This is a genomic window from Candidatus Nitrosopumilus sp. (assembly GCF_028278985.1).
In the GTDB taxonomy this organism is placed as follows: Archaea; Thermoproteota; Nitrososphaeria; order Nitrososphaerales; family Nitrosopumilaceae; genus Nitrosopumilus.
Map to the genome: position 1 here is coordinate 77171 of NZ_JANQTA010000002.1, position 25224 is coordinate 102394.

At 33.9% G+C, this 25224-nt stretch carries 31 protein-coding genes; 14 read left to right on the top strand and 17 right to left on the bottom strand.

The annotated features are described in order from the left end of the window. The first annotated feature begins 12 nt into the window (after nucleotides 1-12). Nucleotides 13-1107, top strand: coding sequence for a deoxyhypusine synthase (gene speY, locus Q0941_RS01225; RefSeq protein ID WP_299290557.1), 1095 nt, complete (start codon nucleotides 13-15; stop codon nucleotides 1105-1107). On the opposite strand, the gene Q0941_RS01230 is transcribed toward speY, so the two are convergent. Then, nucleotides 1104-1316: a hypothetical protein gene (locus Q0941_RS01230; protein ID WP_299290559.1), complete on the bottom strand. Its 213-nt coding sequence runs from the start codon at nucleotides 1314-1316 to the stop codon at nucleotides 1104-1106. The genes speY and Q0941_RS01230 overlap by 4 nt on opposite strands. A 102-nt stretch (nucleotides 1317-1418) precedes the next feature. Between Q0941_RS01230 and Q0941_RS01235 the strand changes: the two genes are divergently transcribed. Then, nucleotides 1419-1730 carry a MarR family transcriptional regulator gene (locus Q0941_RS01235; protein WP_299290561.1) on the top strand — a complete coding sequence of 104 codons (312 nt, stop codon included), beginning with the start codon at nucleotides 1419-1421 and terminating at the stop codon, nucleotides 1728-1730. Here the strand turns inward: Q0941_RS01235 and Q0941_RS01240 are convergent. After that, nucleotides 1712-2098, bottom strand: coding sequence for a cyclophilin-like fold protein (locus tag Q0941_RS01240; protein WP_299290563.1), 387 nt, complete (start codon nucleotides 2096-2098; stop codon nucleotides 1712-1714). The two genes, Q0941_RS01235 and Q0941_RS01240, sit on opposite strands and share 19 nt — an antisense overlap. Nucleotides 2099-2111: 13 nt before the next feature. Here Q0941_RS01240 and Q0941_RS01245 point away from each other — a divergent pair, with 13 nt between their 5' ends. Beyond that, on the top strand, nucleotides 2112-2639 hold the full coding sequence (locus tag Q0941_RS01245; protein WP_299290565.1) for a DNA-directed RNA polymerase subunit K: 528 nt from the start codon (nucleotides 2112-2114) through the stop codon (nucleotides 2637-2639). 51 nt (nucleotides 2640-2690) lie between these two features. Then, complete coding sequence (locus tag Q0941_RS01250; protein WP_299290566.1) at nucleotides 2691-3005, top strand: DNA-binding protein; 315 nt, start codon at nucleotides 2691-2693, stop codon at nucleotides 3003-3005. Here the strand turns inward: Q0941_RS01250 and Q0941_RS01255 are convergent. Next, nucleotides 3002-3418 carry a transcriptional regulator gene (locus Q0941_RS01255; protein ID WP_299290568.1) on the bottom strand — a complete coding sequence of 139 codons (417 nt, stop codon included), beginning with the start codon at nucleotides 3416-3418 and terminating at the stop codon, nucleotides 3002-3004. The genes Q0941_RS01250 and Q0941_RS01255 overlap by 4 nt on opposite strands. A 74-nt stretch (nucleotides 3419-3492) precedes the next feature. On the opposite strand from Q0941_RS01255, the gene Q0941_RS01260 reads away from it, so the two are divergent. Next, entirely contained in the window at nucleotides 3493-4449 is a 957-nt protein-coding gene (locus tag Q0941_RS01260; protein WP_299290570.1) for an asparagine synthase-related protein, read from the top strand. Here Q0941_RS01260 and Q0941_RS01265 read toward each other — a convergent pair. The 6 genes from Q0941_RS01265 to Q0941_RS01290 all read right to left on the bottom strand — a co-directional run bounded on the left by Q0941_RS01265 (nucleotide 4446) and on the right by Q0941_RS01290 (nucleotide 7607). Next, nucleotides 4446-4592: a YHS domain-containing protein gene (locus Q0941_RS01265; protein ID WP_299290572.1), complete on the bottom strand. Its 147-nt coding sequence runs from the start codon at nucleotides 4590-4592 to the stop codon at nucleotides 4446-4448. The genes Q0941_RS01260 and Q0941_RS01265 overlap by 4 nt on opposite strands. A gap of 45 nt (nucleotides 4593-4637) precedes the next feature. Further along, nucleotides 4638-4889 (bottom strand): hypothetical protein, encoded by a 252-nt coding sequence (locus Q0941_RS01270; RefSeq protein WP_299290574.1) that lies wholly within the window; start codon nucleotides 4887-4889, stop codon nucleotides 4638-4640. Continuing rightward, a complete protein-coding gene (locus Q0941_RS01275) occupies nucleotides 4886-5080 on the bottom strand; it encodes a hypothetical protein (RefSeq protein WP_299290575.1) in 195 nt (64 codons plus the stop codon). The genes Q0941_RS01270 and Q0941_RS01275 overlap by 4 nt, the downstream gene beginning before the upstream one ends. Before the next feature lie 67 nt (nucleotides 5081-5147). Next, nucleotides 5148-5513, bottom strand: a complete 366-nt coding sequence (locus tag Q0941_RS01280; RefSeq protein WP_299290577.1) for a DUF6659 family protein — start codon at nucleotides 5511-5513, stop codon at nucleotides 5148-5150. A 72-nt stretch (nucleotides 5514-5585) separates the two neighbouring features. Next, nucleotides 5586-6686 (bottom strand): aldo/keto reductase, encoded by a 1101-nt coding sequence (locus tag Q0941_RS01285; RefSeq protein WP_299290579.1) that lies wholly within the window; start codon nucleotides 6684-6686, stop codon nucleotides 5586-5588. A 30-nt stretch (nucleotides 6687-6716) separates the two neighbouring features. Then, a complete protein-coding gene (locus tag Q0941_RS01290; RefSeq protein WP_299290581.1) occupies nucleotides 6717-7607 on the bottom strand; it encodes a prenyltransferase in 891 nt (296 codons plus the stop codon). Nucleotides 7608-7689: 82 nt separating this feature from the next. On the opposite strand from Q0941_RS01290, the gene Q0941_RS01295 reads away from it, so the two are divergent. Continuing rightward, nucleotides 7690-7896: a hypothetical protein gene (locus tag Q0941_RS01295; protein ID WP_299290583.1), complete on the top strand. Its 207-nt coding sequence runs from the start codon at nucleotides 7690-7692 to the stop codon at nucleotides 7894-7896. 1 nt (nucleotide 7897) lies between these two features. Here Q0941_RS01295 and Q0941_RS01300 read toward each other — a convergent pair whose 3' ends face one another. Both Q0941_RS01300 and Q0941_RS01305 read right to left on the bottom strand, forming a co-directional pair. Continuing rightward, nucleotides 7898-10615 (bottom strand): hypothetical protein, encoded by a 2718-nt coding sequence (locus Q0941_RS01300; protein ID WP_299290585.1) that lies wholly within the window; start codon nucleotides 10613-10615, stop codon nucleotides 7898-7900. A gap of 64 nt (nucleotides 10616-10679) precedes the next feature. Further along, nucleotides 10680-11327, bottom strand: coding sequence for an archaellin/type IV pilin N-terminal domain-containing protein (locus Q0941_RS01305; protein WP_299290587.1), 648 nt, complete (start codon nucleotides 11325-11327; stop codon nucleotides 10680-10682). Between the two features lie 123 nt (nucleotides 11328-11450). Here Q0941_RS01305 and Q0941_RS01310 point away from each other — a divergent pair, with 123 nt between their 5' ends. Then, entirely contained in the window at nucleotides 11451-12809 is a 1359-nt protein-coding gene (locus tag Q0941_RS01310) for a hypothetical protein (protein WP_299290589.1), read from the top strand. 82 nt (nucleotides 12810-12891) lie between these two features. On the opposite strand, the gene Q0941_RS01315 is transcribed toward Q0941_RS01310, so the two are convergent. From Q0941_RS01315 to Q0941_RS01330, 4 genes are read right to left on the bottom strand one after another with little or no spacing between them, the layout of a single operon-like run. Continuing rightward, nucleotides 12892-14682 carry a hypothetical protein gene (locus Q0941_RS01315; protein WP_299290591.1) on the bottom strand — a complete coding sequence of 597 codons (1791 nt, stop codon included), beginning with the start codon at nucleotides 14680-14682 and terminating at the stop codon, nucleotides 12892-12894. Beyond that, entirely contained in the window at nucleotides 14679-15383 is a 705-nt protein-coding gene (locus Q0941_RS01320) for a hypothetical protein (RefSeq protein WP_299290593.1), read from the bottom strand. The genes Q0941_RS01315 and Q0941_RS01320 overlap by 4 nt, the downstream gene beginning before the upstream one ends. 14 nt (nucleotides 15384-15397) lie before the next feature. Then, the gene (locus Q0941_RS01325) at nucleotides 15398-15919 is read right to left on the bottom strand and encodes a hypothetical protein (protein ID WP_299290595.1); all 522 of its coding nucleotides are present in this window, start codon (nucleotides 15917-15919) and stop codon (nucleotides 15398-15400) included. Beyond that, nucleotides 15916-17076 carry a hypothetical protein gene (locus Q0941_RS01330; RefSeq protein ID WP_299290597.1) on the bottom strand — a complete coding sequence of 387 codons (1161 nt, stop codon included), beginning with the start codon at nucleotides 17074-17076 and terminating at the stop codon, nucleotides 15916-15918. The genes Q0941_RS01325 and Q0941_RS01330 overlap by 4 nt, the downstream gene beginning before the upstream one ends. Before the next feature lie 127 nt (nucleotides 17077-17203). Here Q0941_RS01330 and Q0941_RS01335 point away from each other — a divergent pair, with 127 nt between their 5' ends. The 6 genes from Q0941_RS01335 to Q0941_RS01360 all read left to right on the top strand — a co-directional run bounded on the left by Q0941_RS01335 (nucleotide 17204) and on the right by Q0941_RS01360 (nucleotide 23255). Then, entirely contained in the window at nucleotides 17204-18826 is a 1623-nt protein-coding gene (locus tag Q0941_RS01335) for a type II/IV secretion system ATPase subunit (protein WP_299290599.1), read from the top strand. After that, complete coding sequence (locus Q0941_RS01340; protein ID WP_299290601.1) at nucleotides 18823-19746, top strand: type II secretion system F family protein; 924 nt, start codon at nucleotides 18823-18825, stop codon at nucleotides 19744-19746. Before Q0941_RS01335 ends, Q0941_RS01340 begins: the two co-directional genes overlap by 4 nt. 3 nt (nucleotides 19747-19749) lie before the next feature. After that, nucleotides 19750-20658, top strand: coding sequence for a type II secretion system F family protein (locus tag Q0941_RS01345; protein WP_299290603.1), 909 nt, complete (start codon nucleotides 19750-19752; stop codon nucleotides 20656-20658). 274 nt (nucleotides 20659-20932) lie between these two features. Further along, nucleotides 20933-21784, top strand: coding sequence for a TrmB family transcriptional regulator (locus Q0941_RS01350; protein WP_299290750.1), 852 nt, complete (start codon nucleotides 20933-20935; stop codon nucleotides 21782-21784). Between the two features lie 71 nt (nucleotides 21785-21855). Beyond that, nucleotides 21856-22353, top strand: coding sequence for a HEAT repeat domain-containing protein (locus tag Q0941_RS01355; protein ID WP_299290605.1), 498 nt, complete (start codon nucleotides 21856-21858; stop codon nucleotides 22351-22353). 80 nt (nucleotides 22354-22433) lie between these two features. Next, a complete protein-coding gene (locus Q0941_RS01360) occupies nucleotides 22434-23255 on the top strand; it encodes a histidine kinase (RefSeq protein ID WP_299290607.1) in 822 nt (273 codons plus the stop codon). Here Q0941_RS01360 and Q0941_RS01365 read toward each other — a convergent pair. After that, on the bottom strand, nucleotides 23248-23745 hold the full coding sequence (locus Q0941_RS01365; protein WP_299290609.1) for a YkgJ family cysteine cluster protein: 498 nt from the start codon (nucleotides 23743-23745) through the stop codon (nucleotides 23248-23250). The two genes, Q0941_RS01360 and Q0941_RS01365, sit on opposite strands and share 8 nt — an antisense overlap. 49 nt (nucleotides 23746-23794) lie before the next feature. Continuing rightward, on the bottom strand, nucleotides 23795-24415 hold the full coding sequence (locus Q0941_RS01370; protein WP_299290611.1) for a transcriptional regulator: 621 nt from the start codon (nucleotides 24413-24415) through the stop codon (nucleotides 23795-23797). A 253-nt stretch (nucleotides 24416-24668) separates the two neighbouring features. On the opposite strand from Q0941_RS01370, the gene Q0941_RS01375 reads away from it, so the two are divergent. After that, complete coding sequence (locus tag Q0941_RS01375; protein ID WP_299290613.1) at nucleotides 24669-25223, top strand: toxin-antitoxin system HicB family antitoxin; 555 nt, start codon at nucleotides 24669-24671, stop codon at nucleotides 25221-25223. The last annotated feature ends 1 nt before the right edge of the window (nucleotide 25224 follow it).

Genomic DNA, 25224 nt, shown 5'->3' on the forward strand with positions numbered 1-25224 from the left:
ATTTTTGTTAAATTGGATCATCACAAATTTCATGGTAAAGACATCCCACACATCAAACTAGATCCAAAAATGACCATAGAGCAACTTGTAGATGTTTATGCAAGTTCTGGATTTAATGGAAGACAACTTGGGGAAGCTGCAAAGCTCTATGCCAAGATGATTAAAGAAAACGCAACTATTTGTCTAACGGTTTCAGGGGCAATGACTCCGGTAGGATTTGGAGGCATCATTAAAACTTTAATCGAAAGAGGTTTTGTTGATTGGATAATTACAACAGGGGCTAATGTTTATCACGAAGATCATTTTGCTTGGGGTTTACCAGTAAAACAAGGTCACTTTGATGTTGACGATATGAAATTGTACGAAAATGAAATTGTTAGAATTAGAGACGTTTACATTAAATTTTATGAAACTTTAGAAGCCCAGGACCAAGTTGTTCAGAAGATGTTTGGAAAAGAATTTCCAGATGAACCATTTACAACAGCAGAATTTTGCAATTTGATGGGAAAATTAAGTAAAGAAAATTCTAAACATCCAGAAAAAAGTTTTGTAACTACCGCATACGAATATGATGTTCCAGTTTACATTTCTACAATCAAAGACTCATCACTGGCACTAAATCTTGCAGTACATAGACTAGCAGGTAAAAATTACAATCTAGACTTTGTTAGGGAAATTATAGAGCAAGCTGCAATTCTTTATGATTCAAAAAAATCAGGAATTTTAGAACTTGGTGGCGGAGTTCCAAAAAACACGGCTCAGCAAACGGGTCCACTTCTTGATCAAATTCTAAGACGAGATGATGGAGGACAAGATTACATCATTCAGATTACAGATGCTCGTCCAGATACTGGAGGATTATCCGGAGCTACATTGCAAGAAGGAAAAAGTTGGGGAAAAGTTCAGAATTCACATGAAGGAGTAGTTACAGTTTATGCAGATGCAACAATTGCATTTCCAATATTAGCTTTGTATGCTCTTAGCAATCAAAAACCTAGAAAACCAAAAAGACTGTACAAAAAATTAGGAAAATTATATGATAAATTAAGTAAAGATTATTCGAAAAACCCCAGTATCAAAACAAAGAAATCAAAAAAGAAAAACTAAAACTTGTCATATCTGGCACGTTCAAGGTCTCTATCATCTTTAGAATTTTTCTTGTATTCTTTGTAGCATTTCTTACAAAGAACTGTTTTTTTACCAACAGAATCTACTCTAAGTCCAGCATTCTCAACTTTAGTAGTGTTCAAAGATCGAATGCCATCTTCGTCACAGCCTTCTACATTGCATTTGGCACCTTTAGAGATAACGCCCATGAAAAAACTGAACAAAGATGTTATTTATATTTGAAAAAATTTTTCTGAATTCTCCTCAGAGATGGTTCATCGTTTATAAGAGGAATATTTTTTTCAGGTCTCATGGGCGGAGCAAAGAAACCAACTGCAGCAAAGACTGACAAACCTGCAGGTTCTAAAGATTCCAAAAAAGGAAAGAAGGACAAAGGCGAAGGCGGTCCAAAGAAAGCTGAGATCACAGTCATGGTCAATGAGCAACAAGCAATGAAAATCATTCAGGGTGCTAAAGTAATTACAGTACAAGATCTTGCAAGACAAACAGGTGTTAAAATTTCTGCAGCAAATAGATTCCTCAAAGAATCAGCTGAAAAAGGTACTGTAAAAAGAGTTGGCGGTTATTCAGGACATCATTTGTATCAAGTAGCATCTTCATAGATACAAAGTACATCTCCAGATTTTACATCATTTAATGCATCAATGTTGTCACCCAATTTTCCAATTGGAGTCATAGTTTTTGCAGATGCAACATCTTTCATGAAAAAACATACACTTCCTGTAGAAGGTAAGAAAGCAACATCGCCTTTTTTGAATTCGGAACGTGATCTTTCAATTCCAGAATCAATGCTTGTTTCAAAATACAAGATGCTTTGACCTAAAAGATGAGCATGTCCTTCTAATGGTAAAGATCTCATTATGGTACCAACAGTTCGAGGAGACAAATGCCGTTTAAGATCACATGTAATTTTTGATTTTCCCCTAATTTCTAAAATCAGTTGTTTTCTAGAGACTGATGAAGTACTCAATTCGTACTTTAAAATGATTAGATTATATAACGTTTTAAGAAAAATCCGGTACTTGTCTAGCGCTAAAGAAACTGAAGTAGTTGAAGCACCAGAAGTCGCCGAAGCTGAAGAAACTGAAGAAAATGCAGGATTAAACAAAGCACTTGATACTTATCGAAAATTAATTGAGAAAAAAGATGGAGTAGAAGCTCTTACTGAAAAAGAGCAAGAAGATTTAGAAAAGAAACTAAAACAAATTGAAGAACGTGAAGTAGTAGAAAGAGTCGAAGAACATGACCCAGTAGAAATCCCATGTGAGAAAAACAAAATCACAATTGGTCCTCCAACACTAACAAGATTTGAAAAAGCAAGAATTATGGGAGCAAGAGCACTGCAACTATCATTAGGTGCACCACCATTTATCCCAATTCCAAAAACTGCTAGAATTTCATTAGATATTTCAATGGAAGAATTAGATCAGAGAGTGATCCCTATTACTATTAGAAGGGTTCTTCCAAACGGAGATTATCAAAATATCCCTATTGATTATTTTGAAAAATGAATCAATGGTCGATAAAACTTAAAAGAACAAAAAATTGCTGATTGTTGAATAATGCTCATGGACGAGACAAGTGAACGATATGGTCACGAGCAGACCGAAAAGTCTGAGGACAATATCATGAATATTGGAAACAACCCTGTAATGCAATCAGCTATTGATGTCCTTACAATGTTAGGTAACAAGAGTCAAGTAGTTTTAAGAGCTAGAGGTAATTCAATTCCAAATGCAGTTGCTGTTGCAAATATTATCACTGAAAAAATGCTAAATGGAAATTCCAAAGTTGACAACATCAAATTAGATACTGCTCAAGAACCAGGAATAGGAAGAATGTTATCAACAATTGAGATTATTTTATCAAAAACCTAGTAGACACTGCCTGGGCCTTTAAGAAGCATATTTTCACATTCTTTGCAAACTTGTTCATCAATATCAGTTTCCAAGTTGTGGTGAATTTCGCAAATCAAAAGACTTGATTTAATGTAGTTACACAATCCAATGAATTTCGAAAGACTGGATGGAGTGTATGCCATGTCTGATGAAAGGTTTTCACATAGTTCATCGATTAATTCTGCTACTTGTTTTTCAGCTAATAGTTTTGCAATTAAAGAAGGATCACCTCGAGTGCCACGAATGTAGTTACTAACTGCAGCCTGAGTTACACCAAGCATTTTTGAAATTTCATCTTCTCTAATGTTGTGGTCTTCGGCTAATTTTTTTGCAAGAATTGCACGTAATGCTGGGATCAATGTTTTAGATTCAATCTCAGCTGGCAGTAGCATATTTCCCAAGAATTAAACAAAGAATTTAAAGTTTGCAAAATGCAATTAGGCATAGCTATTTTAATTTCAAAACAATGTCAACAATGTTGGATGAAATCTCCAAGAAACTATACTCACTTTTAGAAGAATCATGTAATCAGTGTGAGGCAAATCTACTTTCATTATCAGGAGGACTAGATAGCTCAATCCTAGCATATTTTCTAAAAAACAAAAATCCAAAGACAATTGCAATCATTGCAGAAGATTTTGTATCAACCGATTTGACATATTCACAGATGATCTCAAAAGAACTAGGATTAGAATTATCTATTTTCAATGTAACAACTGCAGAAATTTTGGAGGCAATAGAAAGTACCATCAAGATTTTGAAAAACTTCAACGATATTGAAATTCGAAACAATGTTGTGATGTATTTGGCAATAAAATGGGCAAAAGACAATGGATTTAACTCTATTATTTCAGGAGATGGGGCAGATGAGCTGTTTGCAGGATATAACTTCCTAGTTAACAAACCTGAAAATGAACTAGAATCAGAAATCAAAAGGGTGTGCTCTGTAATGCATTTTCCAACTCAAGAGATAGGCAAAGCATTAGACATCAAAATCGAATCACCATTTCTGGATGAAAATGTTATGGAATTTGCAAAAAACATACCTGCTAATCTTAAAGTAAAAAATGAAAATGATAGGAGGCATGGCAAATGGATTTTAAGAAAAACATTTGAAAAATTCATTCCAAAACAAATCGCATGGAGAGCAAAATCTCCAATGCAGGATGGCTCTGGAACAGCAGGATTGACAAATTTGTTTGAATCAATAGTTGATGAAGAAAAATTTGTTGAAAAGAAACTCACAGTAGAAGTTAAGGAGAATGTGGTAATACGAACTAGAGAATCAATGCATTATTATGAAATTTTCAAGAAAATGTTTGGATCTCCTGTCTCAAAAAATCCAGAACACCCATGTCCATATTGTAAACATGAAGTAAAAGACTCTAAATTTTGTAGAATGTGCGGGGCTTTTCCCATCTAGACATTATTTTTATATTTTCTAGGTTTTTTGATAAAAATTCTTCTGCAGCCATTGCAGCAAAAATAGAATTTCTTTCCATCATATTCATGAAGTAAAGCTAAATCCTCTTCAAGTTCAATTCCACATACAGGATCTACTGGCACAGATTGTCCACTTTTGGATTCTATTTATAGATTCAGCAATGAAAACTAGGCAGAAAGTTTTTGATAGATTTTAGAGGCAACAGTATTAGTCATTATTGATAGATGTTCAATTTCCAATTTTACCTCAAGACAATTTTTCAGTGAAGTAATTACTTCAATTTCATTTACTGCTCCAAAAAATTCAGGTTTTCCAAAACATTTCTCACAAACATACCATTCTGGTGATGGTTGTTTAGGACTAAGTGGTTTGTATTTTATTTTGTAAATTGATTCGTGTCTATCGTGGCATTTGTTCATACAGTCAACTCCTTTGCAGGAGACTTGATTTTCAATGTAACATCTGTAGTCATTTTGAGAATGTGTTCGATTTCATCTTTGTTCAAATCTTCTCTTCCTTCATCAAAACATTTTGAAACTACAGTTCCAATTTCTTTTGTTAATTCAGAAATAGCCAAATAATCAGTTTTTGATTTTTCACCAGTATTCATACAGAAATTTTCTGATCGCAATTACTAATTAAGAAGATCATAAAGTCCCAAATATGGAAATAGATACTTAGGAATGAACTATTTCTAAGATTTTTTTTGGCAGAACGCCATAATCAGTGTCAGGCTCTGCAACAACATACAAAATGTCATCATTAATTATGACACTAATTGCCAAGGCTCTTTCACGAGAGGCCATTGCAAAATTTACTGGCCCCAATTGTTTATCAAACTCTTTTCTCATTTTGACACGCAATGCAAGTTCCATGAAAATCATTTCATCATCTTTTTCATTTTCTAGAGGTTCGACATTTTCTTTCATGCCACCTGCAACCAATCTACCTCGTTCATTTATCACTCCAGCAAATCGGATTTTAGAGTCAATTGATAAAATAGAATTACAAATTGTTGTATAATCATATATCTTGGCAGACAAATTAATCGAAATTCCTAAGATCAGCTCATTTATTATCTTTCTATAAAATTTTGAGACTAAAAATCAAAAATTCTATGATGTGAGTTTTTTCACTAGACCAAGAAACTCGTCTTCAGGAATTGGGGGAACCTTCATGATTTCCAGGTTTTCAGTTACATGTGCAGATGATTTCTGACCAACTAGAGGAGCCAATACTCCAGGAGAAGAACGAATGAATTGTATTGCTCTCATAGAAGGTTTCATATCAACGAATTCGGGCATCACACCAGGCTGCAATAATCGCCCTTGCATAAATGGGACACTAGTAAACACTCCAAGATTCAATCGAGATGCAGCATCTAATGCAGAAATAGTATCTGAATCAAATGTTTGTGTTTTACCTAAAAGGGCTTGATCATAATACATGTTAAATGGTAATTGGATAAACTTGAATCCGTGATTTTCTCCACCTACTGATTTTGCCATTGCTATAGTGTCCTGTAATGAGAGATACTGTGGATTTTCTTTTGTAACTCTGAAGCATTCCCATGTAGCCATTCCATAAAATTTAATTTTTCCTTCATCACGCTTTTGCTCATACAATTCAAAAACAGATTTTAGATTCTTCAAAAAAGTTTCTTTATCAACATCTTTAATTTGACCTTCAACTGCATTATGCAAATACATTAAATCTACTGTTTCAAGATCCAGATTTTTTAAACTTCTATCAAGTTGATCAGAAAGATATGATGCTGTCATACAGTGATAACCAGAAGTAATATCACCTTCTTTTACAACTCCATTATCAGTATATTCTTGTTTTACATATTCCCAAAATTCTAATTGAACATCTGCATCATTTGTAACATATCCATTTTTAGTACTGACAAAAATTTCATCGCGAGTGATTTTACCTTCTTCAATTAACTCATTTAGGGCTTTACCAACTGAACGCTCTGCTTTTTGGGATCGGTAGTTGATTGCAGTATCAACAACATTTACACCAGATTCAATTGATTGTTTTACAGCACTAGTTACAATGGAATCTGTCTCATTTGTTGGATCCCCAAGATAGGTTCCAATACCAACATTTGATAAAGTCAAATCGGCAAAATTTCTAAAATTTGCCTCATTTACGCCTGATTTTGAAGCAAATTTTTTGGTTCCTTCAGGTGTTGCAAAGCCAGAAATCATACAGAGTGTTTTAGGATGTTAAATTTATGTCTAAAGAGACAAGCCTATGAGAAAACTTGCCACAAATAGAGCTCCCGTAATCCGGCTAAACATCAGGGTTGATGACATGTAGGGAATTAGTTCATCAACAGTTGAATAATATTTTTTCAGACCAATTCCCGACTTTATCATCAAGGGAATTGTAACAAGACAAATCAAAGAAATAGTTGGAAAAAGATTCAAAGCAACTCCAGTAATAATTACAAAATATGAGACTAGTGGGAAAATCCAAATTAATTTTGAAGCAGTTTGTTTGCCTACAGCAATAACCAGAGTCTTCCTTCCTTTAGATTTGTCTGCATCATGATCAGGAAAAGATGCAATAAAAAGAACCAGAGCAGATAATGATCCAACAACAGTTCCTGCCATTGCAGCTTCAACAGTTAATTGATCAGATTGAATGAAATATGTTCCTAGTACAATCATTGAACCTTTAACTGCAACAAAAAATTCACCCAAACCAGAGTCAACAATTTTTGTAGAATAAAAGTAAATTGAAAGAATTGCAAATCCCAAAATTACTGCAATAATAATTCCATCTGTTAAGACAAAGTATCCCCCAATAACTGAACCAATTATTAGAAAAGCAATACCTGCTCTATATACTGAAGATGGTTTGAGTAAACCTTCAGGTAATACACCAGTGCCACCGCTCATTTTTGTTTTTGGGGTTTGAGTATCAATTCCTCGCTTAAAATCCCAAAAGTCATTTAGTAAATCAACACTAGCGTGGAGTGCCATAACTCCAGCAAATGTCAAAATACCATCAAAAATATCAAATGAATTATGTTGCCACCAATTCAAAGACAATCCAACTGAAACTGCAATTACAGAAGCTAAGAGAAACCTAACTCTAATCACTCTAAACCAAACAGATAGCATAATACTCTAAGACAGTTTTTCGGTATAATATCCATGAGATTGATTGAGGTTTGTTTATATCAAAAAATCTTCAAGGATAGGCATGAAAATAGGGAATTTTCCAGATTCTGAGAGGAGAATTAGGCTCGAAATTGAAATTCATTGTACAAAATGTGGTAAGCAGGTACCAGGAGGAATACAGACGGGAGAAAAATATGCCCAGTCTGCAGAATTTCAACATGACTTGAAGGAATTAAAAGAAAATTACCTATGTGGAATTTGTAGAGATAAAAAAAGAGTTCAGAAATAAATTAGAGTTCTTCCTCTTCTTCCCATTCTTCTTCAATTTGAGATTTTGATTTTTTGAGGAACATAAAGACAACGACGCCTACCATCAAAATTCCACCAATTACGATATAGATTATCCATTCAGGAAGTTCAAGATCAATGGCATCAAAAGTTTGTTGAGGGGCATCCACATTTACTGTAAAGGAATCTTTTCCTTCAGCATAACCTTCAGCTGTTGCAATTATATCAAATGAAATAGAAGGTCCATCAAATGCAGTCAAGCTTACAACTGCGCTACCATCAGAACTTGTTCTGACTTCAGCGGGAGTAATCAAGGCATCATCAGCTGTAACAATTTTTAGAGATGCATTTGGAACTGATTCAGCATTTTCATCATCTACAAATAATCTAAATTCAATTGGCTCATCTGCTTTTACTTCAGTCGATAATCCACCAGTAAAGATGTTCAATTGTGTTTGTGATGATGCAGTATTCAAATAAGAAGATGTACCATTAACACCTTTTGCACTTGCATGAATCATTGTATTTCCAATTGAACCAGTTGTTTTAATTGGGAATGTTGAATAAGATGTACCTGTTGGAATTACAGCATCATCAAGAACTTGAACTACGCCATCTTCAGAAGAGGTAATTTTGGATTTCACATCAAATTTAGGAATTACAGGATTTCCCTGTAAATCAACTAATTGCACTACTCCAAAATTATGTAAATGATTTGCGTTGATTTTTTGCAAAGGTAATGTAACCTGCATTTGGGATGAAGGTTGAGTGACAAAGGTTTTACTTCCTTCCAAATCTAAATTAGCTTTTTCACCAATAGGCTCTACTGTTAAAGTCACCTTAGTTTCTTCAATTGAAACATTGAAGGTATCACTACGTAACTGTGCAAAAGCAAAGGTGGATTCTTTTGGAATTTCTACTAAACCATTGGTAGGAGTAACCAGGTATTTCCCATCTTCTTTCATGACTTTTGGACGCTCACTACCATCAAGTGCAACAAGGAAAACATCAAAAAATCCATCTCTATCAAAAATGAGGCTATCCTCACCTGTAGGAGAGAAAATTCTGACCTCTTTTTGTTCAAGGGTATTTACAACCTGAGTTTCAAAAGAACCAGTTCCAACACCGTTTACTGATGCAGAAATGGTCAAAGGACCAGTTTTTTGACCAGTGGAAATTTCAGCAGTACCAAATGAATAAGAACTTGTAATCTTTCCACCATCAGTAATTTCAGCAAGTTCATCATCACTAGAAATTACATTGATCTGTTGAACATAGCCATCACTGTATTGACTTTCTTTAGCTTGGACAGGGTATAGTTCATCTTCTGCTAGGCAATCAACAGAGTAAAGAATAATTTCATCAGAATCTAAATCTCTGTTATGAGTAATTTCATCATCATCAATTAGACCGGATGATTCATCTTCTTGTTCTGCACATTCAGGATGAATTTCTACGGTTCTGCCATCAGGAAGAATTCCGTCATCATCTTCATCATCTTCAATTATTGATAATTGATATGTGAAAAATGTAGTTGCGTTACTTGGAATCATATCCAAACCAAATACATTCACAGTGTGTTGATAGTCTTTTACATCATATCCAAAATCAACATAGTTGTTTACAGTTCGTTTTACGTTGTTAATTCCTTCAATAGATGTTCCAACTGTTCTAAAAGTATCAGTTGCTGTACCATATCCTTCTGCAGTAACACCAATCAAGATATTATTTTCTAGTAGATTTTGTAAACTAAATTTTTCTTGCAATAAAAATCCAAATTCACCTTTTTTTATTACAGGTCTTTCAGATAAAACATAGTCTGATAAAGTTTCACCAATTGGATATTGTTCGCTTGAAAAGAATTCCAAAGGAATTTCATCTGGAGTTTTCGTAGGATTCCCCTCAGAATCAACAACAGTTACAAAAATATCCAAAGTTCTATCAATTTCAGCAGGAATCATTTTTGGAAATACTGATAATTTCAAAGCCGTAGGTAGAGTGGATGAAATATGAATACTCTTTGCAGTATCTAATCCGGATTCATCATGAATTGCTCTTAGAAACGTATTTCCAGTTTTTTCATGAGCATAAAATGTGCCCCAGGCATAATAGGTTCCTTGTTTAATGATAAGAGATTCAGAGTCAGCTGAACCAAGTCGGTTTTCATACTCTAATCTAATTTCAACATCATGTGGTGCCCTCACTAAAACATCATCGGTAGTTTTAAAGAAAACAGAAAAAGGCATTTTGGAATTTACGTGCATTTCATCTGTAGGAATATGAAGTTCTAATGAAAGTTCGTCAGGAAGATAAGATTTGTCAGTTCCAACCTCTATTTTTTGAAAGGTTGTTTTTCCGTTTAATGTAGCTGTAATCGTGGTTTTCCCAGTTTCATCACCAACAGTAATAGGAAAAGTAACAAATTCTTCATTTGCTTTTAAGATAATTTTTGATGGAACAGAGGCGATTTCAGGATCATCTGAATTCAAACTTACTGCTACATCATATGAAGATGTAATTGGGACTCCGTGTTTGCTAAGCACAAAAAAGTATCCAACATTGTGGTCTCCGGAACCACTTTCTAAGTGATCAGGTGTAATTGCTAATTTAACAGAGTATTCATTTAATGCATCTAAATTCTGAGCAAAAGCTGTTTGGAGATTTCCTCCTAAAAGTAGGGTTATTGAAAGTAAGACAATTACGGATTTTTTTTGTGTCATCATTTTTTTCCATTTTCCATTTTTTACTCCATTTTATTTCCATAAAAATGAAAAAAGGGTGGAGTTATCCACTTTGTTGACCTGCTACAACGGTTCCAGCAAATACTGCACCTTGTGCTGTGGTCAATTTGACTTGAACATCTCTACCAAACTGAACATTTTGTTCTAATTCAAGTAGAATTGTTGCTTGTTGACCTGGTTCAATAACGGCTGTTGGGTTTGTGGAAAGATCTGCAATTCCAGCAGTACCTCTAGTTACTATCACAAAGTCTTGTGCATCCATAAGTGCTGTGGCTGCAAAGTCTTCCAATGTTCCACCTGGAACATAGTTGTAAACTGCACCACCAAATCTAACTTCAGTTAATGCTGCTTGTGAAACACCTTGGTTAACTACGTAGATGGCAACTCTTTCCGTTGTTAATAAACCGTCATTTGCGTTACCGTCTGCAATTGTTGCAGGACCTGCATTGTCAGTTAAACTGCCATCATGAATCTGTAGGTTAGCCACATCACTAGCATCATATCCAACAACTTGGAGAGATTCTATTTGTGGAGCACCACTGATTTGAGCAGAACTGAAAAATCCTTGTGAGAACACAAAGACAATACTTCCACCAACGACTGCGATTGCTACCAAAAGAAGGGTTGCAATAACTGGAGCAACTGCTCTTCTTGATGTCAACTTGTTTTGTTTTGACTGTAGTTTTGTCATTTCTGATTTCTAAGAATCCAAAAAGATGTTAAAGTGGCCGATGTTCAATTTGCACAGCAATTCAAATTGTTGTTCATACAATACAACACTTTGTGTTTATACATTGTAGGCGTCAATTTGCCAATGACAAAACTATCGACGACTTTGACATTTTCTGCAATTGCATCAATTTTGATAATTGGTGGATTTGCAGCAGCAACTCCAAATGCATTTTCCACATATGGTGGATGGCATGATGATGACGATGACGATGACAATTGTGGAAATTGGAATCATGGATGGCATGATGACGATGACGATGACAATTGTGGAAATAATGAACCAAGAGATCCATGTGATTGTGAAAGACCAGATACTCTAAAATTCACATTTTCTGCTCCCGGCAGTGAAGTAAACAGTGAATTTAGAATTGAAGTATACAAGAAAACAGACCATGTTGGAAATGAAGACAAAATACTAACTGAGATTAATTCAGTAATGCATAACCTAGAGGAACCAATTACACTTTCTTCTACAAGTTATCACAAAGACAAACTTCATTCAAACACAGTATTTGCTGTTTACAAAGTAGACAGTGATGAATTAGTTTCAACACTTCAAATTCACACATCATGTTCACAAGATCTTTACATTGGACAAACTGTAAGTGATAACGGATACACTCTTGAAATCACTGACGGATTGAAAGATGGAGAAACATCAATTTCAGCATCAAATCCTTTAACATGTGGAGATGAACCAGAGCCAGAACAAACAGGTACAATAGTAGTTAGAAATGCACTAACTGTAGACAATGGTGGTCAAGCAGAATTTGCAGACTTTTCATACAAAGTAGTAGATGAATCAGGAGTAGAGTTTCCACTTACACCCGATACATTAGATCCATCTATTCATGTTGGAGAAGTTCCAAAAGGACCCTATGTCTTAATGCAGACTATTGCAGATGAAATTACAGAATCATACACTGAAGTTCTAATTACTGGAGACAAAAAATGCCCAGCTACAACCAATGAATCATTTCTGATTAAAAAAGACAAGACTGTTTCTTGTACAATCTACAATGATGACAACGGAGATGGCAGTGGTGGAAGCATCGAACCAGGTGTAATTTTCCACTTTGACACAGTAAAGTTTGATGGAGCTGTAACAGAAGGTCAAAACGACGTATGTGATGAATTCGAAACCGAATTACCATGTGTATTTATTCAAAACGATTTATTCCATATTGCACCAAATCTAGATGTTGATGGAGAACTTAGAGTTTCAACATTAGTGCTACTAAGTGCAGTGGGATTAGCTGATGGAGACGATACCATGCAAGACCCAGAGGCAACAACTGAATGTGTCTATAACGGTTTGGCAACATCACCAAATGGAAACGCAGCATTCAGTTTCCAATGTAGTAATTTATCTGCAAATTCAGACAAATTTAGAGCAAGTTATGCTTTAATTGAAACTCTGTTACCAGGTAATGAACTATAACCACACTTTCTTTTTTTATTTTTTTAAAATAATTTTAAGTCGTAAATATTAACGAAAAAATTCATTAGTTATCCTAAGTTTTCTAAGGAGGCACTACTTGTAATATTGCTTCCTGTAGGGGCCCCATAGTAAATGAATTATCATCTACAGAACCCTCAGCTAACAAATACATGACATACATTTGTTCAGTAGTAACTGTCGGGGCAGTTGCATCAAATGAAATAGTAATTCCACCATTTGTTAAATCTGCACTAACATCTCCAATAATTTGTGATGAAGTATCTCCGAATTGCTGATAACTAGTTGTAAAATCCCCATGTCCATCAATACTGGGCTCATTTACAACCCATCCTTTAGGAATGTTAATGATTAGTCTAGAGGTATCATCGATTTTATGAGATGTACCAGCTTCCAAATCAGCTAAGACAACATTAAACGAAGTAGAAGTGCCAGAAACGATTCCAGTTTTGTTAGATATCATATCATCTTTGCTTACAGAATCTACTACTTCTGACAAATAGACATTAGCTAATGCAGTCTGTCCATTATCAAAGGATGATCCATATCCAGCTTTTCCAAATTGTCCAACTGTAGTGTATACATTTCCATGAACAATGACAGATGATAATGTATCAGAGGATCCTGCAAGTCTATCAGCATTTACCAGAGCATTAAATGGGAATACTGAAAATGGAGGAATTCTGACTGGATTAGTCGTATCTGTCCAAACCAATTGGTTATGTTCAGGACAAGACCAATTATCAGGTGTTGGTGACACTGTTTCAGGATTACAAAGGTCAGAACCACTTCCAGCTCTGAACATAATGTCATTGTTGTTCGTTCTAGGACTGATGAGACTGATGACAACTTTGCTAACATACATGTCCTGATCAGTAGGATTTACAATATTTGCACCCCATAATGCCTTATGAGTTTCAGAAGTTCCATCACCCAGAGGAGAAGGAACTGTCAAGAAAATTTCAGGACGAGAAAGTAAATCCTGTGTTAAAACAATCGTTGGAGTAGATGAAGTATCACCACTTTCATCTTCACGTAAAACACTTGTGTCAGATGCAGTGTTGCTTTGAACAAAATTATTGTTTGCATCTAGACCTGTTGCAAAATTTGAAAAATCTACTTGAGTGTCAGCAGTTCCATCAATTGTATAATCCCATAAGAACAAAAATGATTCTCCTGGAATCAAATCAACTGATGCCAAATTTGGTGTAGATGAAGCAGTGACAGCTGCAGGAGGATTAGCAGAGATAGTAGAAGGAGTTACATCATCAATTGGGAGTTGACCTATGTTAGTTACTACCATTCCAATTGTCACATTTTGTCCCAATACTACATCAGGAGGATCAGTTACAAGTACAGAACGTAAAGCATTTGATGATGAACCACCAGGTCCAACTTCTAATTCTGCAATTTCAATGGTTCCCAGTGAAGAAACAACTTTGATATCATATGTATCAGGAGTCATTTGTAAAATTTGAGAATTTAAAATTTGGGTTGTTGAACCGCCCGTAACAAATGAATCAGCATAATCAATTGTATATCTTGCAGCAGGTGCATCTGACAAAGTTTTGTTAATTATCCACATACTAGATATTTCAACAGGGTTTTGACCAAGATTAGTTACTGCAATATCCAAATGATTATTTGCATCAGTTGAAACTGCTATTCCAAAACGTTCTTGGAATTTTTTGATTTCAACATCTGTTACCATTCGTTGAGTTGTTACAATATCAGTCTGGGCATCTAATGCCAAACTTAGTACAGAGAATCCAGCTACCATGAGTACTGTGAAGAATAATGCTCCTACTACAGAGGATAATCCACGCCTGTTTTGAGGAAAATAACAAGATTTCATTGAGCGCTACCACTCTCAAGTAAGAACTCTACAGGTTGAACGCTTCCAACATTTAGTAAAACTCCAATTCCACTATTGAGAGCAATATCAGCATCATCAGGTCCTAATTTTACAAGGATATGTACAATTTCTCCACTTTGAATTTCAGTATTTTCATTTTGAATTATTGGAGTACTTCCAGTTGGTAAAATTGAAAACATTCCATCTGCCGGGTAATCACGAGTTGGACCAGACAAATCATTAGTTGATGCATCTAACTGTACACCAGATGTAGCAGAATCCCAAGAATGGGGAACATTATTGATTACAACGTCTTCTAGAAACATTGATTCTAAACTATTATTTTGAATTCTCATCACAATGAACTCAGTTCCTCCGCTTTCCGGAATCTCATTTACATCAATTGCACATGTAGTACCACACAAAAACGAATTAATTGCATTTTCATTATCCACATCTGGAATCATCAACAACGTAGATGAATCACGTGTGTCATATGCTAATAATAAAATATTCAGAGATGAAGAATCCAATGTAGAGATAGTACCAAGATTTCCGTCAACAAATGCATCATTCATAAAATAAGTTAAGGTACTTGCACCAGTCACAGTGATTCCCATCAACATCATGGTACTAATAATATCCGTAACTCCACGACGGGTGGAAAAAATATTTTTTCTAGTAGATTTTTTCTGAAACATTTTTGTTAAATCACCTATGTGTTAAATGGACTAGCCACAGTTGTGAAGAAATTTCCTCGATTAGTAGTCAAGGATATTTTATAATCTGAATCTACATAAGATGCATCGTTCCATACACCTGTTCCTTGTAAAACAATTTCGGAATCATCTGCACCGTCAATTGTTATTTGTTCAGTATTTTTGATTTGGATTATTTGGTTAACATCAACCCAATTTGCAATTATTTCTTGATTATCAACTTTCATTATGGTAACGGTAGAAATTGAAGATTCTACAGTTCCAATGTTGGCCAAGTTCATTATCAAATTATCAGTATTAGGCTCAAAACGAATGTGTTCAAAAACAATATCCTCTCTATGAATTTCATTTTTTACTGGTTCGTGAAATGACAAATCATAGGTAAATGCACTAATGCTATCCATTCCATTAAACAAGATTACAGAACCAACTGAACTTACAATTCCTAGGATGACTACACTGCCCATGACTTGACTAACAGCACGCCTATTTCGTGCAAATTTTGAGACATTTCTCACTTTTTACCACCTTTTTTTGCATATGATTTTTTGACATATTCTTCAACACGTGAAATTATTTGAGAGAAATCAGATTCAGAAATCAAATTAATTCCATAATGCTCACCAAGACTTTCAACACCATCATTGATTCCAGAAACTGTAACAAGCAATGTGTTTGTAGGATCAATGTCTAATTTTGGCACCAGAATAGAATTCATGTCAGATTGATCAATTCCATTAGATTGATTTTTTATGAATATCAGAATTGTTTGGTTTGTTTCCTTGCTCTTTCCATAAATTGGAATTTCATGTACATTGCCACTTTTTCCTTTAATTGAGACATTAAGTTTAGCATTAAAATTAAATCCTTGTAGAAGTTTCAGCAATTCATCTTTGATTTGTGTGGTATCTGAATTGACAGAAATATCTGAATTCTTTAATTTGTAGCTAAATGTAGTAACAAATTGTCCAGAATTTGTATCAAAATCATGTTCATGTTTTCTACAGTGTAGTTTGATTACTGCATTATCAAATTTTTCAGAACAATCATTGCATTGATACCACATGGCAGGAATTCTAATTTCTTTATCAAAATTCTTTATAGTTTTTTTACAGGAAGGACAAATAGAATTTTCCGGATCAGCAAAATCAAAATTAGTGCTTTCAGTAATAAACCCACAAGCCTTGTGCTCAAATAAATTCAGTTTCTCTACACTCATTGAATGGCATTTTGGACAATACAATCGAACACTAGATGAAAAAGTATCCGGATGTATTGGACATACAATTAATTTTTCATAAACTTGCTTTTCTAAGATTCCATCAGCAACAAGGCCATCAAGGTAACCTACATTGTCTTGAACTTCACCAATTTTTGAAAGGAGTGGATAAAACATACGACCCTCGTTGTAGTCCACAAAAGGTTTGATAGTTTTATCATCTAACTTTTGAATCTCTTGAATTAATTGTACAGATTTGCTAGTAGATGGTTTAGGCAAATCAGGCTCAGATGTAATCAATTCCTCAATTGGAGGATCTTTAGTTTTAGCCTCAGATTCGTTAGGATGTCCTTTGAAAATGGATGAAATATTGTCCAATCCACCAATTTTGTGCTCAGATTTTGATTCTAATTTCCCAGTATCCTTGCCAGATTTTCTTCCGAACGTTATAGACACCCCTCATAACATATGATCACATAACTTACCATGGTGTGTATTTTACTTGAAAGAAGAGTAAAAGGCAAATGTTGTTCATTTGGACGAACAAGCGTTAAAACGCATTATTTACTCACAGATACCTGAATTGAAGTTTACTATAATCAAGGATAAATTGTCTGTGTTAGAAAAATTACAGACAGATTCTAAAATATTCACAAAATCTAAAAAGACATTACAAAAACCAAAGAGAGTAAATTCAAATCAAAAAGAAAAAAAAGTTCCACAATTCATGACATTATCTAAATTAGATTGGGATAGAAATGAAATTCATGCAGGAGTAATCAAAGATCCTACTGCAAAAGGAGGATTAAGATATCAAATTATCGAACCAGTATTATCTGAAAGAGAACTAAAAGCATTTGAAATAATCAAAAAATTACTCATTACAGAATTAACAGTATCTCTAAATGACATTAAATCAAAAAAAGATGCTGAAAGAAGACTCAAAAAGAAAATCATATCCATGGTAAAAAAATACAGATTAAACATTCCACCAAAAAATATTGCAAAAATCAATTATTTTGCAATTAGGGATTTTGTACATCTTGGAAAAATTGAACCTCTAATGAGAGACCATATGATAGAAGAAATTAGCTGTGATGGAACAAATATTCCCATCTACATTTGGCACAGAGAATTTGAATCAATGCCTACAAACATTATTTTTGAAAAAGATTCAGAGTTGAACAATTTTTCAAGAAAGATGGCATACATCTGTGGAAAACATGTGTCCATGGCAGACCCAATTATTGATGCATCATTACCTGATGGAAGTAGAATAAATCTCACTTTAGGTCATGAAATCACAAAAAGAGGTAGTACATTTACAATCAGACGATTTAGAGCCGATCCTATTACAATTATTGATTTGATCAAATTCGGAACAATTTCAGTGGATATCGCAGCCTACATGTGGTTTCTCGCTGAAAAACGTGCTACAATGCTTATTGCAGGAGGTACTGCCAGTGGAAAAACTACTGCACTAAATGCACTTGCATCATTTATCAGACCAGGGCAAAAAGTTGTCAGTATTGAAGATACTCAGGAATTGAATCTCCCACATGAGAATTGGATTCCAGCAGTATCTCGTCAGAATTTTACAGATACTCAAATTGGTGAAATTAATCAATTCGATCTTCTAAGAGCAGCACTAAGGCAAAGACCAGATATCATTATTGTAGGAGAAACAAGAGGAAGAGAGGCCTATACATTATTCCAGGCCATGGCAACAGGACACGGAGGATTCTCGTCAATTCACGCAGATTCTGTTGATGCAACATTAACAAGATTAACGTCATCTCCAATGGATGTTCCAAAAGCATTGATTTCAAATAGTTTGGATTTGATTACCTTGCAATTAAAAATTAGAGTTGGAGATAAATCAGCTAGAAGAATCATTCAGGTTTCTGAAATTGATGGAATTGATGAAAACACAGGTCAAATTAAAACACATGAAATTTTCAAATGGAATCCACGTACTGATACACATGACTATTTGGGAGACAGTGTTGTTTTCAAAAAAATCACTGAAAGAGATGGAGATTCAGAAGAAAAAATCAATTATGAACTAACTAAACGAAGAGCAGCATTAGAATGGATGGTCAAAAATGACATCAGAGACCATAAAGATGTAACATCAAATATTATGGATTATTATGCGGATCCTGAAAGATTCTATGAACATAAAAGACTAGAGGTAGAGTTATGAATTTAGCAGGAGCTAAACAAAAAAACAAAAACAACGAAGAATCAGTTGGGCAAATCCATGTGTTTAGCTACAAGATTCTCAATGAACATGTAAAATTTTTACATCCAAAATTAAGAACACTGGAAAAATCTATCAAGCAAGCAATGATGCCAATCCCATTTGAGGTGTATGTTGCAAGCATGGTTTTTTTCAGTATGATAGCAGCTGCATGTGGTGCAGTAATGGGATTTGTTGCCTCACAGTTTATCAACATTCAACCTGCTAGCATAGGCTTGATTCTACCATTATTGACAGGTTTGATGTTATTTGGAATGACATTTGGTGTGCTCCAAGCAATTCCTGCCATTAGAGTAAAAAACAGAGCATCAAAACTAGTTGAAGAAATTCCACATTTTATTGGATACATGTCAACTCTAGCTACAAGTGGATTAACATTAGAAGGAATTTTCAAGGCAATTGCAAAAGAAGAGACTGATGAGGATATTGTAAAAGATGCAAGATTCATTGTAAGAAATATCGATATTTTGGGAATGGATTTGATCAGTGCAATCAAAGATTTGATTCACAGGACTCCAACTGGACCATATTCAGAATTGTTAGAGGGTGCAATTGTCACAGTTCAATCAGGAGGAGATCTTAAAGAATACTTTAACGCAACTGCAAAGGTTCAGTTAGAAGAAAAAAAGATGTTAATGCAAAAAACTACCGAATCATTAGGTAGTGTTGCTGAAATTTACACAATTCTATTGATAGTTTTTCCACTTCTTGCAGTAATTATGCTATCAATTATGGGAATTATGAGTCCTGATCTTGCAGGATTTGATTTGCTTACACTAATGAACATTCTAACATTTGCAGTAATTCCACTTAGTGGAGTACTGATGCTGGTAATGATGGATACGATGGTTCCAAAGAGGTAGAAGATGCAAAGATCAGATAAACCAAGAAAAAAATTAAGGGAAATTCAACCAAAAAAATCTATTCTTGAAAATAATATTGTAAAGACTGCAGGATTTTCAATTGTTGCAGCAATCAGCGTAATTGCAATGAGTTTCTATTTTTCAGAATTTTCAGAATCTACAACTATTAGAGATGTAGGATTAATTTTTGGAATTTTAGTAGGAGTTATTCCACTAACAATTCATCAACTAAGAGAAGTTCAAAGAAAAGATAGTATAGATAGAAATCTTCCAGTGTTCTTACTAGCATTACTAAGTTCTGTGCAAAGTGGTGCAAACCTCATCAAGGCCATTGAGCAGGCTGCAGACAGAAATCTAGGAGCATTGACGCCTGAATTAAGGAATTTGAGAGCAAATTTGAGTTGGGGAACACCTCCTGAAGAAGCCTTTGAGAATTTTGCATCAAGAACTGGGACTCGAGTTTCTAGACGTGTAACTGTATTGTTAGAGATGGCAATGAAGATTGGAGGAGATGTAACTGAAAACTTGGAAATGATTCAAAAGCATGTTTCAGAAATGCAGAATTTAGAAAAGAGTAGAAAGTCAGCTCTTCAACCATACACTTACACAATTTACATTTCATTTGGAGTATTTCTTGCAGTTTCAGTATTACTGACATCTAGTTTCTTTACAGAAATTGAAAAAGTACAAGAAAGTCTAAACACAATGCCAAACGCTCAAGGTAGTTTGTTTGGTTCATTAGCTACAATGGAGATTGAAAAATTAGAATCTGCATTGTTCAACATGGCAATTATTGAAGCAGTGTTTGGAGGTCTTGCGGCAGGAAAAATTGGATCAGGATCGTATGTTGCAGGTACAAAACATGTAGTTGTAATGATAATTATCTCAGTAATTGCATTTAATGTAATGTAGATTACACTTTAGACATTTTTCAAAAAGAATTGTTCAAAATGCAAATTATATTTCTCATGTTAATAATTTATGAAAAATAATATTTTGTCTGTAAAATAAATCACAACAGAATTTTGTGTGTTAGTTTTAGCACAAGCAGATCTTTTAGTTCTCATTTGTTTTTACTATTTCCAGATATGGGAATGAATCAAAGCATCATACTAAGAATTTATTCGAAAGTGCTAAATGCAATCACGCAAAATGAGCCTAGGTTAGAGGAGATTAGAGTTTGAAAATGATGTCTTATCAGGATCAAGTCAGTGGCATTGCAGCAGAACTAGAAGAGATTTTAGACTTAGATGATCTAGAGGCAAAAGTATATCTCAACTTACTAAGAGCAGGACCAATTACTGCAAGTGCACTTGCAAAAGAATTAGACATTGACAGAGCAAGAATGTATAGAACAGTAGACAAGCTTGTTAGCAGAAATATTATCTCAACCACTTTGTCTAGTCCAAAATTATGTATTGCAGCTGATCCTCATGATGCATTAAAAATTGCATTAGGTAAAAAAGAAGATGAAGTAAATAAAATCAAAAAATCAGGTGAAGCAATTATTGATAAAATCAATAACGAAATAACAACAAATCAAATCAGTACAGTTCCAACATTTAGAGTTGTTCAAGGAAGACAAAACATCTATGCAGATATTGCACAAATGATTGAAGAAACAACTGATACAATTTACATTGCAACAACACTTGATGATGTATCAAGAATGTATCATAGTACAATTCCAGAAAAAATTAGCGTTTGTGAAAAGAATGGTGGTAAAGTTAGATTACTAGTAGATATGACAGACCCAAAGCTTACACCATTTGTTAAACGATTCAATGCAACTGAAACAAAAATTGGAGAACTACCATCCAAAGGAAGAATGGTTGTGCAACAAAATAAAAAAATGATTATGTCGGACTCTGCATCTTCGGTTCAACAAGCAAGTTCAGATACAGACTTTTCACTTTGTACAAATTCCACTGAAATGGTAGAAAACATATTCACATTATGCTCATTTTTGTGGAATGCATCAAAACCACTGAAAACCATTGATGTCAAGAATTTTGTTAAAAAATCAAGGGCTGCATAAGATATGAAAAAATGGCATATGAGCCTAAAAGATCAGAAATGATTAAAAACCAGTAATTCCCAGATTTGGAAATGGCAATTGAAGTGTATGATGAGAATAAGTTAAGAGAATTATCTGAAGAAGACAGATTAGTAGTTTGTGAAAGAATTTTGAAAAATGAATCAGATGAATCAAAAAGATGGGATGCAGTTTGGCTACTAGGAGAAATAGCTGAAAATAGAACCAGCGGAGATCCAATTTTTGAAAAAATTGCTGACATTATGGAGTGGTCTTTGAAAAATGATTCAAACGGAGTTGTCAAACACGAAGTTTGTTATCAGATTGCAGGTAGAAATATGAAAAGTAAAATTCCAGCATTAGTTGATGCTGCATTAAATGATAAAAGTGTGCTAACAAAACACGAAGCCTTAGAATCTTTAGGATTAATGAGAGCATTTCATGTAGCTGATATGATCAGAGATGCTGAAGTTGATCCAAGTATTGATGTTCGGGAAACAGCAAGATTTGTTCTAAAAAGATTTGAAAGACTAAAAGATCAAGGCGAATATCAACCATCTAACATCCTATAGAACTAAAAAGAAAACACCAATTTTGTGTAGTTTTTTTTATTCCAACAGAGATTTATCTATCAGAGATTCATGAATATTACATGTCGGAGCGTAAAGAAGAGCCAGAGATGGATCCTAACGAAGTTCCAGAAGTAGTTCCAGAGAAAATTAAAAGTCCATTTGATTACAAAGCAATCATAGGAATTGCAATTTTAGTAATTTCATTTCATGTCATTACAAATTATTTTGTTGACCCAGATAGCTCAGACCTAATTGTGTCAATATTTTCTTTCATCAATCCATTAATTGTTGCAATAATTGGTTTCTATGTAGCTAGTAGATATGGAAAGTCACAAGTGTTTGGAAAAGCTAACTTGGCATTAGCAGGTGGATTCCTCAGCATATTCCTAGCAGAAGTTACCTACATGTTGTATGACATTGTATACAACATAGAACCTTACCCATCAATTGCAGATGTATTCTTTTTCATGCTATATCCATTGCTACTTGTATACCTGTTTCTAAACATCAAATTCTTTATTCCAAAATTAAGTAAAAAGGCAAAAGTTTGGATTGCCATTATGCCATTAATTGTACTATTAGGCTATTCAATTCTATCAACAACAGAAGGAGAGATATCCATTTTTGAATTTGATTTCTACTATGGTGTTATTTTTGTGTACATTGTTACATTAACACTCGCAGTTGCAGTAGTTGGGGCAATCAATCTAAAAGAAGGTGTTATCGGTAAAGCATGGATTGTTTTGGTATCAGGAATTTTGTTATTGACTATGGGGGATATTTGGTATTATAATTTAGAATTGTTTGAAGGATATGACTTAACACATCCAGTAAACATGTTTTGGTATGCAGGATACTGGGGAATTACATATGCATTAATCAAACATAAAAAAATTATTTAGAATTCCAGGAAACTTTTCTAAGTACAACATAAGGTGTTTTTTCAGATTCATTTGGAAGAATCATATCAGTATGTTTTGAAAAAAGCTCAATATTTCTCATTAAATCAGGAAAGCCATCTTCTGATTCTAGCGATGAAAGATGGGTTTCACTCCATTTCCAATCACTTTTGTCATTACAGGAATATACAATCCAATGATATGAGCCATTAAGAAACAAAATGTCAAAAGGATACAATCTGCAATCCATAGGCCTTCCGTCATAGACTGTACATCCACCCATTTCAGCATCCCAGTAAATACATTCTAAAGAATCAGTTTTCTTTTTTATTGCAGAAACGTTTACGCCATCAATATTAACAAATTTTAGATTTTCTTCACAGTTTGGATCAATATTTTTTAATTTTTTAAGATCATCCTGAAAAACTAAAGGAACAGCAGAATTGGTACAGCAGTTTTTATGATCACATTTTCCACATAAACTCTCAAACATGCAGTAAGAAATTAAACATAGAATTAATTATTTTCGGAATACGGAAAAATTAAACAGTTACATGAACCGTTTGTATGATGGAGCTCTCAGATAATAGTGCTCTTTTTAGTTGAACTTTAACTGCAACATCATTTTTTACAATATCAACTTTAACGTTATCAAAGATAGTTTCATATTTTTTTACTTTCTTTCCATCCTGAGATAATTCAAATCCATTGGCAATTAGTAAACCATTGTTTATCAAGAAATTGATTTTTCTGTAACCAGAAGTTTGAGGAATTCCACAAGTGTCTAAGATTTTTGCAATAATTAATGGTTCATCAGAAACGGAACCAAGAACGGCTTTCTTATCTTGATCAGCAAAGGATTCCAAAAAGATTCTTGAAAGTTCAGGATCTCTAATGTGAACCCAATTTGATTCAGATGGTTTGGATTTTTCTACATCAATAATTTCTTGTAAGAATTTTTGTTCAAGTCCATCTGCACCTGCTCCAAAAAATTCTCTCAAAACACTATCAAGTTTATTGAAATTTTTAATTGCTTGAACTAAACCGAGTCCATGTCTTTCCATTAGTCTTTGTTCAATCTTGTTCAAAGATTCTTTACCTAAATTTTCCTCAATAGATCTTCTAAGTGAAGGAACTAAAAGATTATCCAGACCGTTTTCCATCATACAATTAATGAAAATATGCATTATAAACAATTTGTTAAAAACAATTATGACAAACAGTATGTTTTATAGCTAATAGATCTAAGCATCGATCTTAAAAAGAAACGTCATTTTAAAAAATTACAATTAATTGCATTGTAATTATTTGTACAATGTTGTATGTGTCAAAAATAACATACTAAACAATATGACTAAAAATTAGGATAGTCTAATTGTAAATGTTCATTTCCAAATATGGTAAGGAGAGATCAGCATGACGCTTCAAGAAAAGCAGATCCTAAAGAAAACAGATAATGTATCAATACGAATTGATTCTGAGTTAAGTAGAAAACTACATGAGAAATGTCAAGAACAACAAATTAGTCTCAACACATTGATCAATCATTTACTAGACAAGCAGATCAATTGGCATGGTCTAGTTACCGAGATGGGGTGGATAACAATGTACAGATCCACATTTAGAGAAATGTCAGATTCACTTTCAAAAGAAGAAATTCAAAAAATCGCAGAAACTACAGGTATTAGCGATATGAAAAATGCATTAAATTACATTTACGGTTTCATTGATTTAGATTCTGTTTTAGATTTTTTCAAAAAAGGATGTTTGAACATGAATGTTCAATTTAGAGAAATTAAAATCAATGGTAGAAACAAAATAATCATTCAGCATGATTTGGGAAAAAATTGGCCAGTATTCATGGTTTATCAAATGAACGAAATCCTAAATGAAGTTGGATATAGAATCATTGATGAAGAATTCAATAAACAGGGATTTTCCTTTGAAATTGCAAAAATAGAGGAGATCTAAA

What these genes read in the sequence shown, in the direction of transcription:
- Q0941_RS01290 (WP_299290581.1), bottom strand. Translation starts at nt 7,607, where the DNA reads ATGCTATCTGTTTGGTTTAGAGTGATTAGAGTTAGGTTTCTCTTAGCT.
- Q0941_RS01250 (WP_299290566.1), top strand. Translation starts at nt 2,691, where the DNA reads ATGCTCATGGACGAGACAAGTGAACGATATGGTCACGAGCAGACCGAA.
- Q0941_RS01270 (WP_299290574.1), bottom strand. Translation starts at nt 4,889, where the DNA reads ATGAACAAATGCCACGATAGACACGAATCAATTTACAAAATAAAATAC.
- Q0941_RS01350 (WP_299290750.1), top strand. Translation starts at nt 20,933, where the DNA reads ATGATGTCTTATCAGGATCAAGTCAGTGGCATTGCAGCAGAACTAGAA.
- Q0941_RS01355 (WP_299290605.1), top strand. Translation starts at nt 21,856, where the DNA reads ATGGCAATTGAAGTGTATGATGAGAATAAGTTAAGAGAATTATCTGAA.
- Q0941_RS01375 (WP_299290613.1), top strand. Translation starts at nt 24,669, where the DNA reads ATGACGCTTCAAGAAAAGCAGATCCTAAAGAAAACAGATAATGTATCA.
- Q0941_RS01230 (WP_299290559.1), bottom strand. Translation starts at nt 1,316, where the DNA reads ATGGGCGTTATCTCTAAAGGTGCCAAATGCAATGTAGAAGGCTGTGAC.
- Q0941_RS01340 (WP_299290601.1), top strand. Translation starts at nt 18,823, where the DNA reads ATGAATTTAGCAGGAGCTAAACAAAAAAACAAAAACAACGAAGAATCA.
- Q0941_RS01315 (WP_299290591.1), bottom strand. Translation starts at nt 14,682, where the DNA reads ATGAAATCTTGTTATTTTCCTCAAAACAGGCGTGGATTATCCTCTGTA.
- Q0941_RS01245 (WP_299290565.1), top strand. Translation starts at nt 2,112, where the DNA reads ATGATTAGATTATATAACGTTTTAAGAAAAATCCGGTACTTGTCTAGC.
- Q0941_RS01320 (WP_299290593.1), bottom strand. Translation starts at nt 15,383, where the DNA reads ATGTTTCAGAAAAAATCTACTAGAAAAAATATTTTTTCCACCCGTCGT.
- Q0941_RS01275 (WP_299290575.1), bottom strand. Translation starts at nt 5,080, where the DNA reads ATGAATACTGGTGAAAAATCAAAAACTGATTATTTGGCTATTTCTGAA.
- Q0941_RS01370 (WP_299290611.1), bottom strand. Translation starts at nt 24,415, where the DNA reads ATGGAAAACGGTCTGGATAATCTTTTAGTTCCTTCACTTAGAAGATCT.
- Q0941_RS01260 (WP_299290570.1), top strand. Translation starts at nt 3,493, where the DNA reads ATGTCAACAATGTTGGATGAAATCTCCAAGAAACTATACTCACTTTTA.
- Q0941_RS01285 (WP_299290579.1), bottom strand. Translation starts at nt 6,686, where the DNA reads ATGATTTCTGGCTTTGCAACACCTGAAGGAACCAAAAAATTTGCTTCA.
- Q0941_RS01310 (WP_299290589.1), top strand. Translation starts at nt 11,451, where the DNA reads ATGACAAAACTATCGACGACTTTGACATTTTCTGCAATTGCATCAATT.
- Q0941_RS01360 (WP_299290607.1), top strand. Translation starts at nt 22,434, where the DNA reads ATGTCGGAGCGTAAAGAAGAGCCAGAGATGGATCCTAACGAAGTTCCA.
- Q0941_RS01305 (WP_299290587.1), bottom strand. Translation starts at nt 11,327, where the DNA reads ATGACAAAACTACAGTCAAAACAAAACAAGTTGACATCAAGAAGAGCA.
- Q0941_RS01295 (WP_299290583.1), top strand. Translation starts at nt 7,690, where the DNA reads ATGAAAATAGGGAATTTTCCAGATTCTGAGAGGAGAATTAGGCTCGAA.
- Q0941_RS01300 (WP_299290585.1), bottom strand. Translation starts at nt 10,615, where the DNA reads ATGACACAAAAAAAATCCGTAATTGTCTTACTTTCAATAACCCTACTT.
- Q0941_RS01345 (WP_299290603.1), top strand. Translation starts at nt 19,750, where the DNA reads ATGCAAAGATCAGATAAACCAAGAAAAAAATTAAGGGAAATTCAACCA.
- Q0941_RS01255 (WP_299290568.1), bottom strand. Translation starts at nt 3,418, where the DNA reads ATGCTACTGCCAGCTGAGATTGAATCTAAAACATTGATCCCAGCATTA.
- Q0941_RS01365 (WP_299290609.1), bottom strand. Translation starts at nt 23,745, where the DNA reads ATGTTTGAGAGTTTATGTGGAAAATGTGATCATAAAAACTGCTGTACC.
- Q0941_RS01235 (WP_299290561.1), top strand. Translation starts at nt 1,419, where the DNA reads ATGGGCGGAGCAAAGAAACCAACTGCAGCAAAGACTGACAAACCTGCA.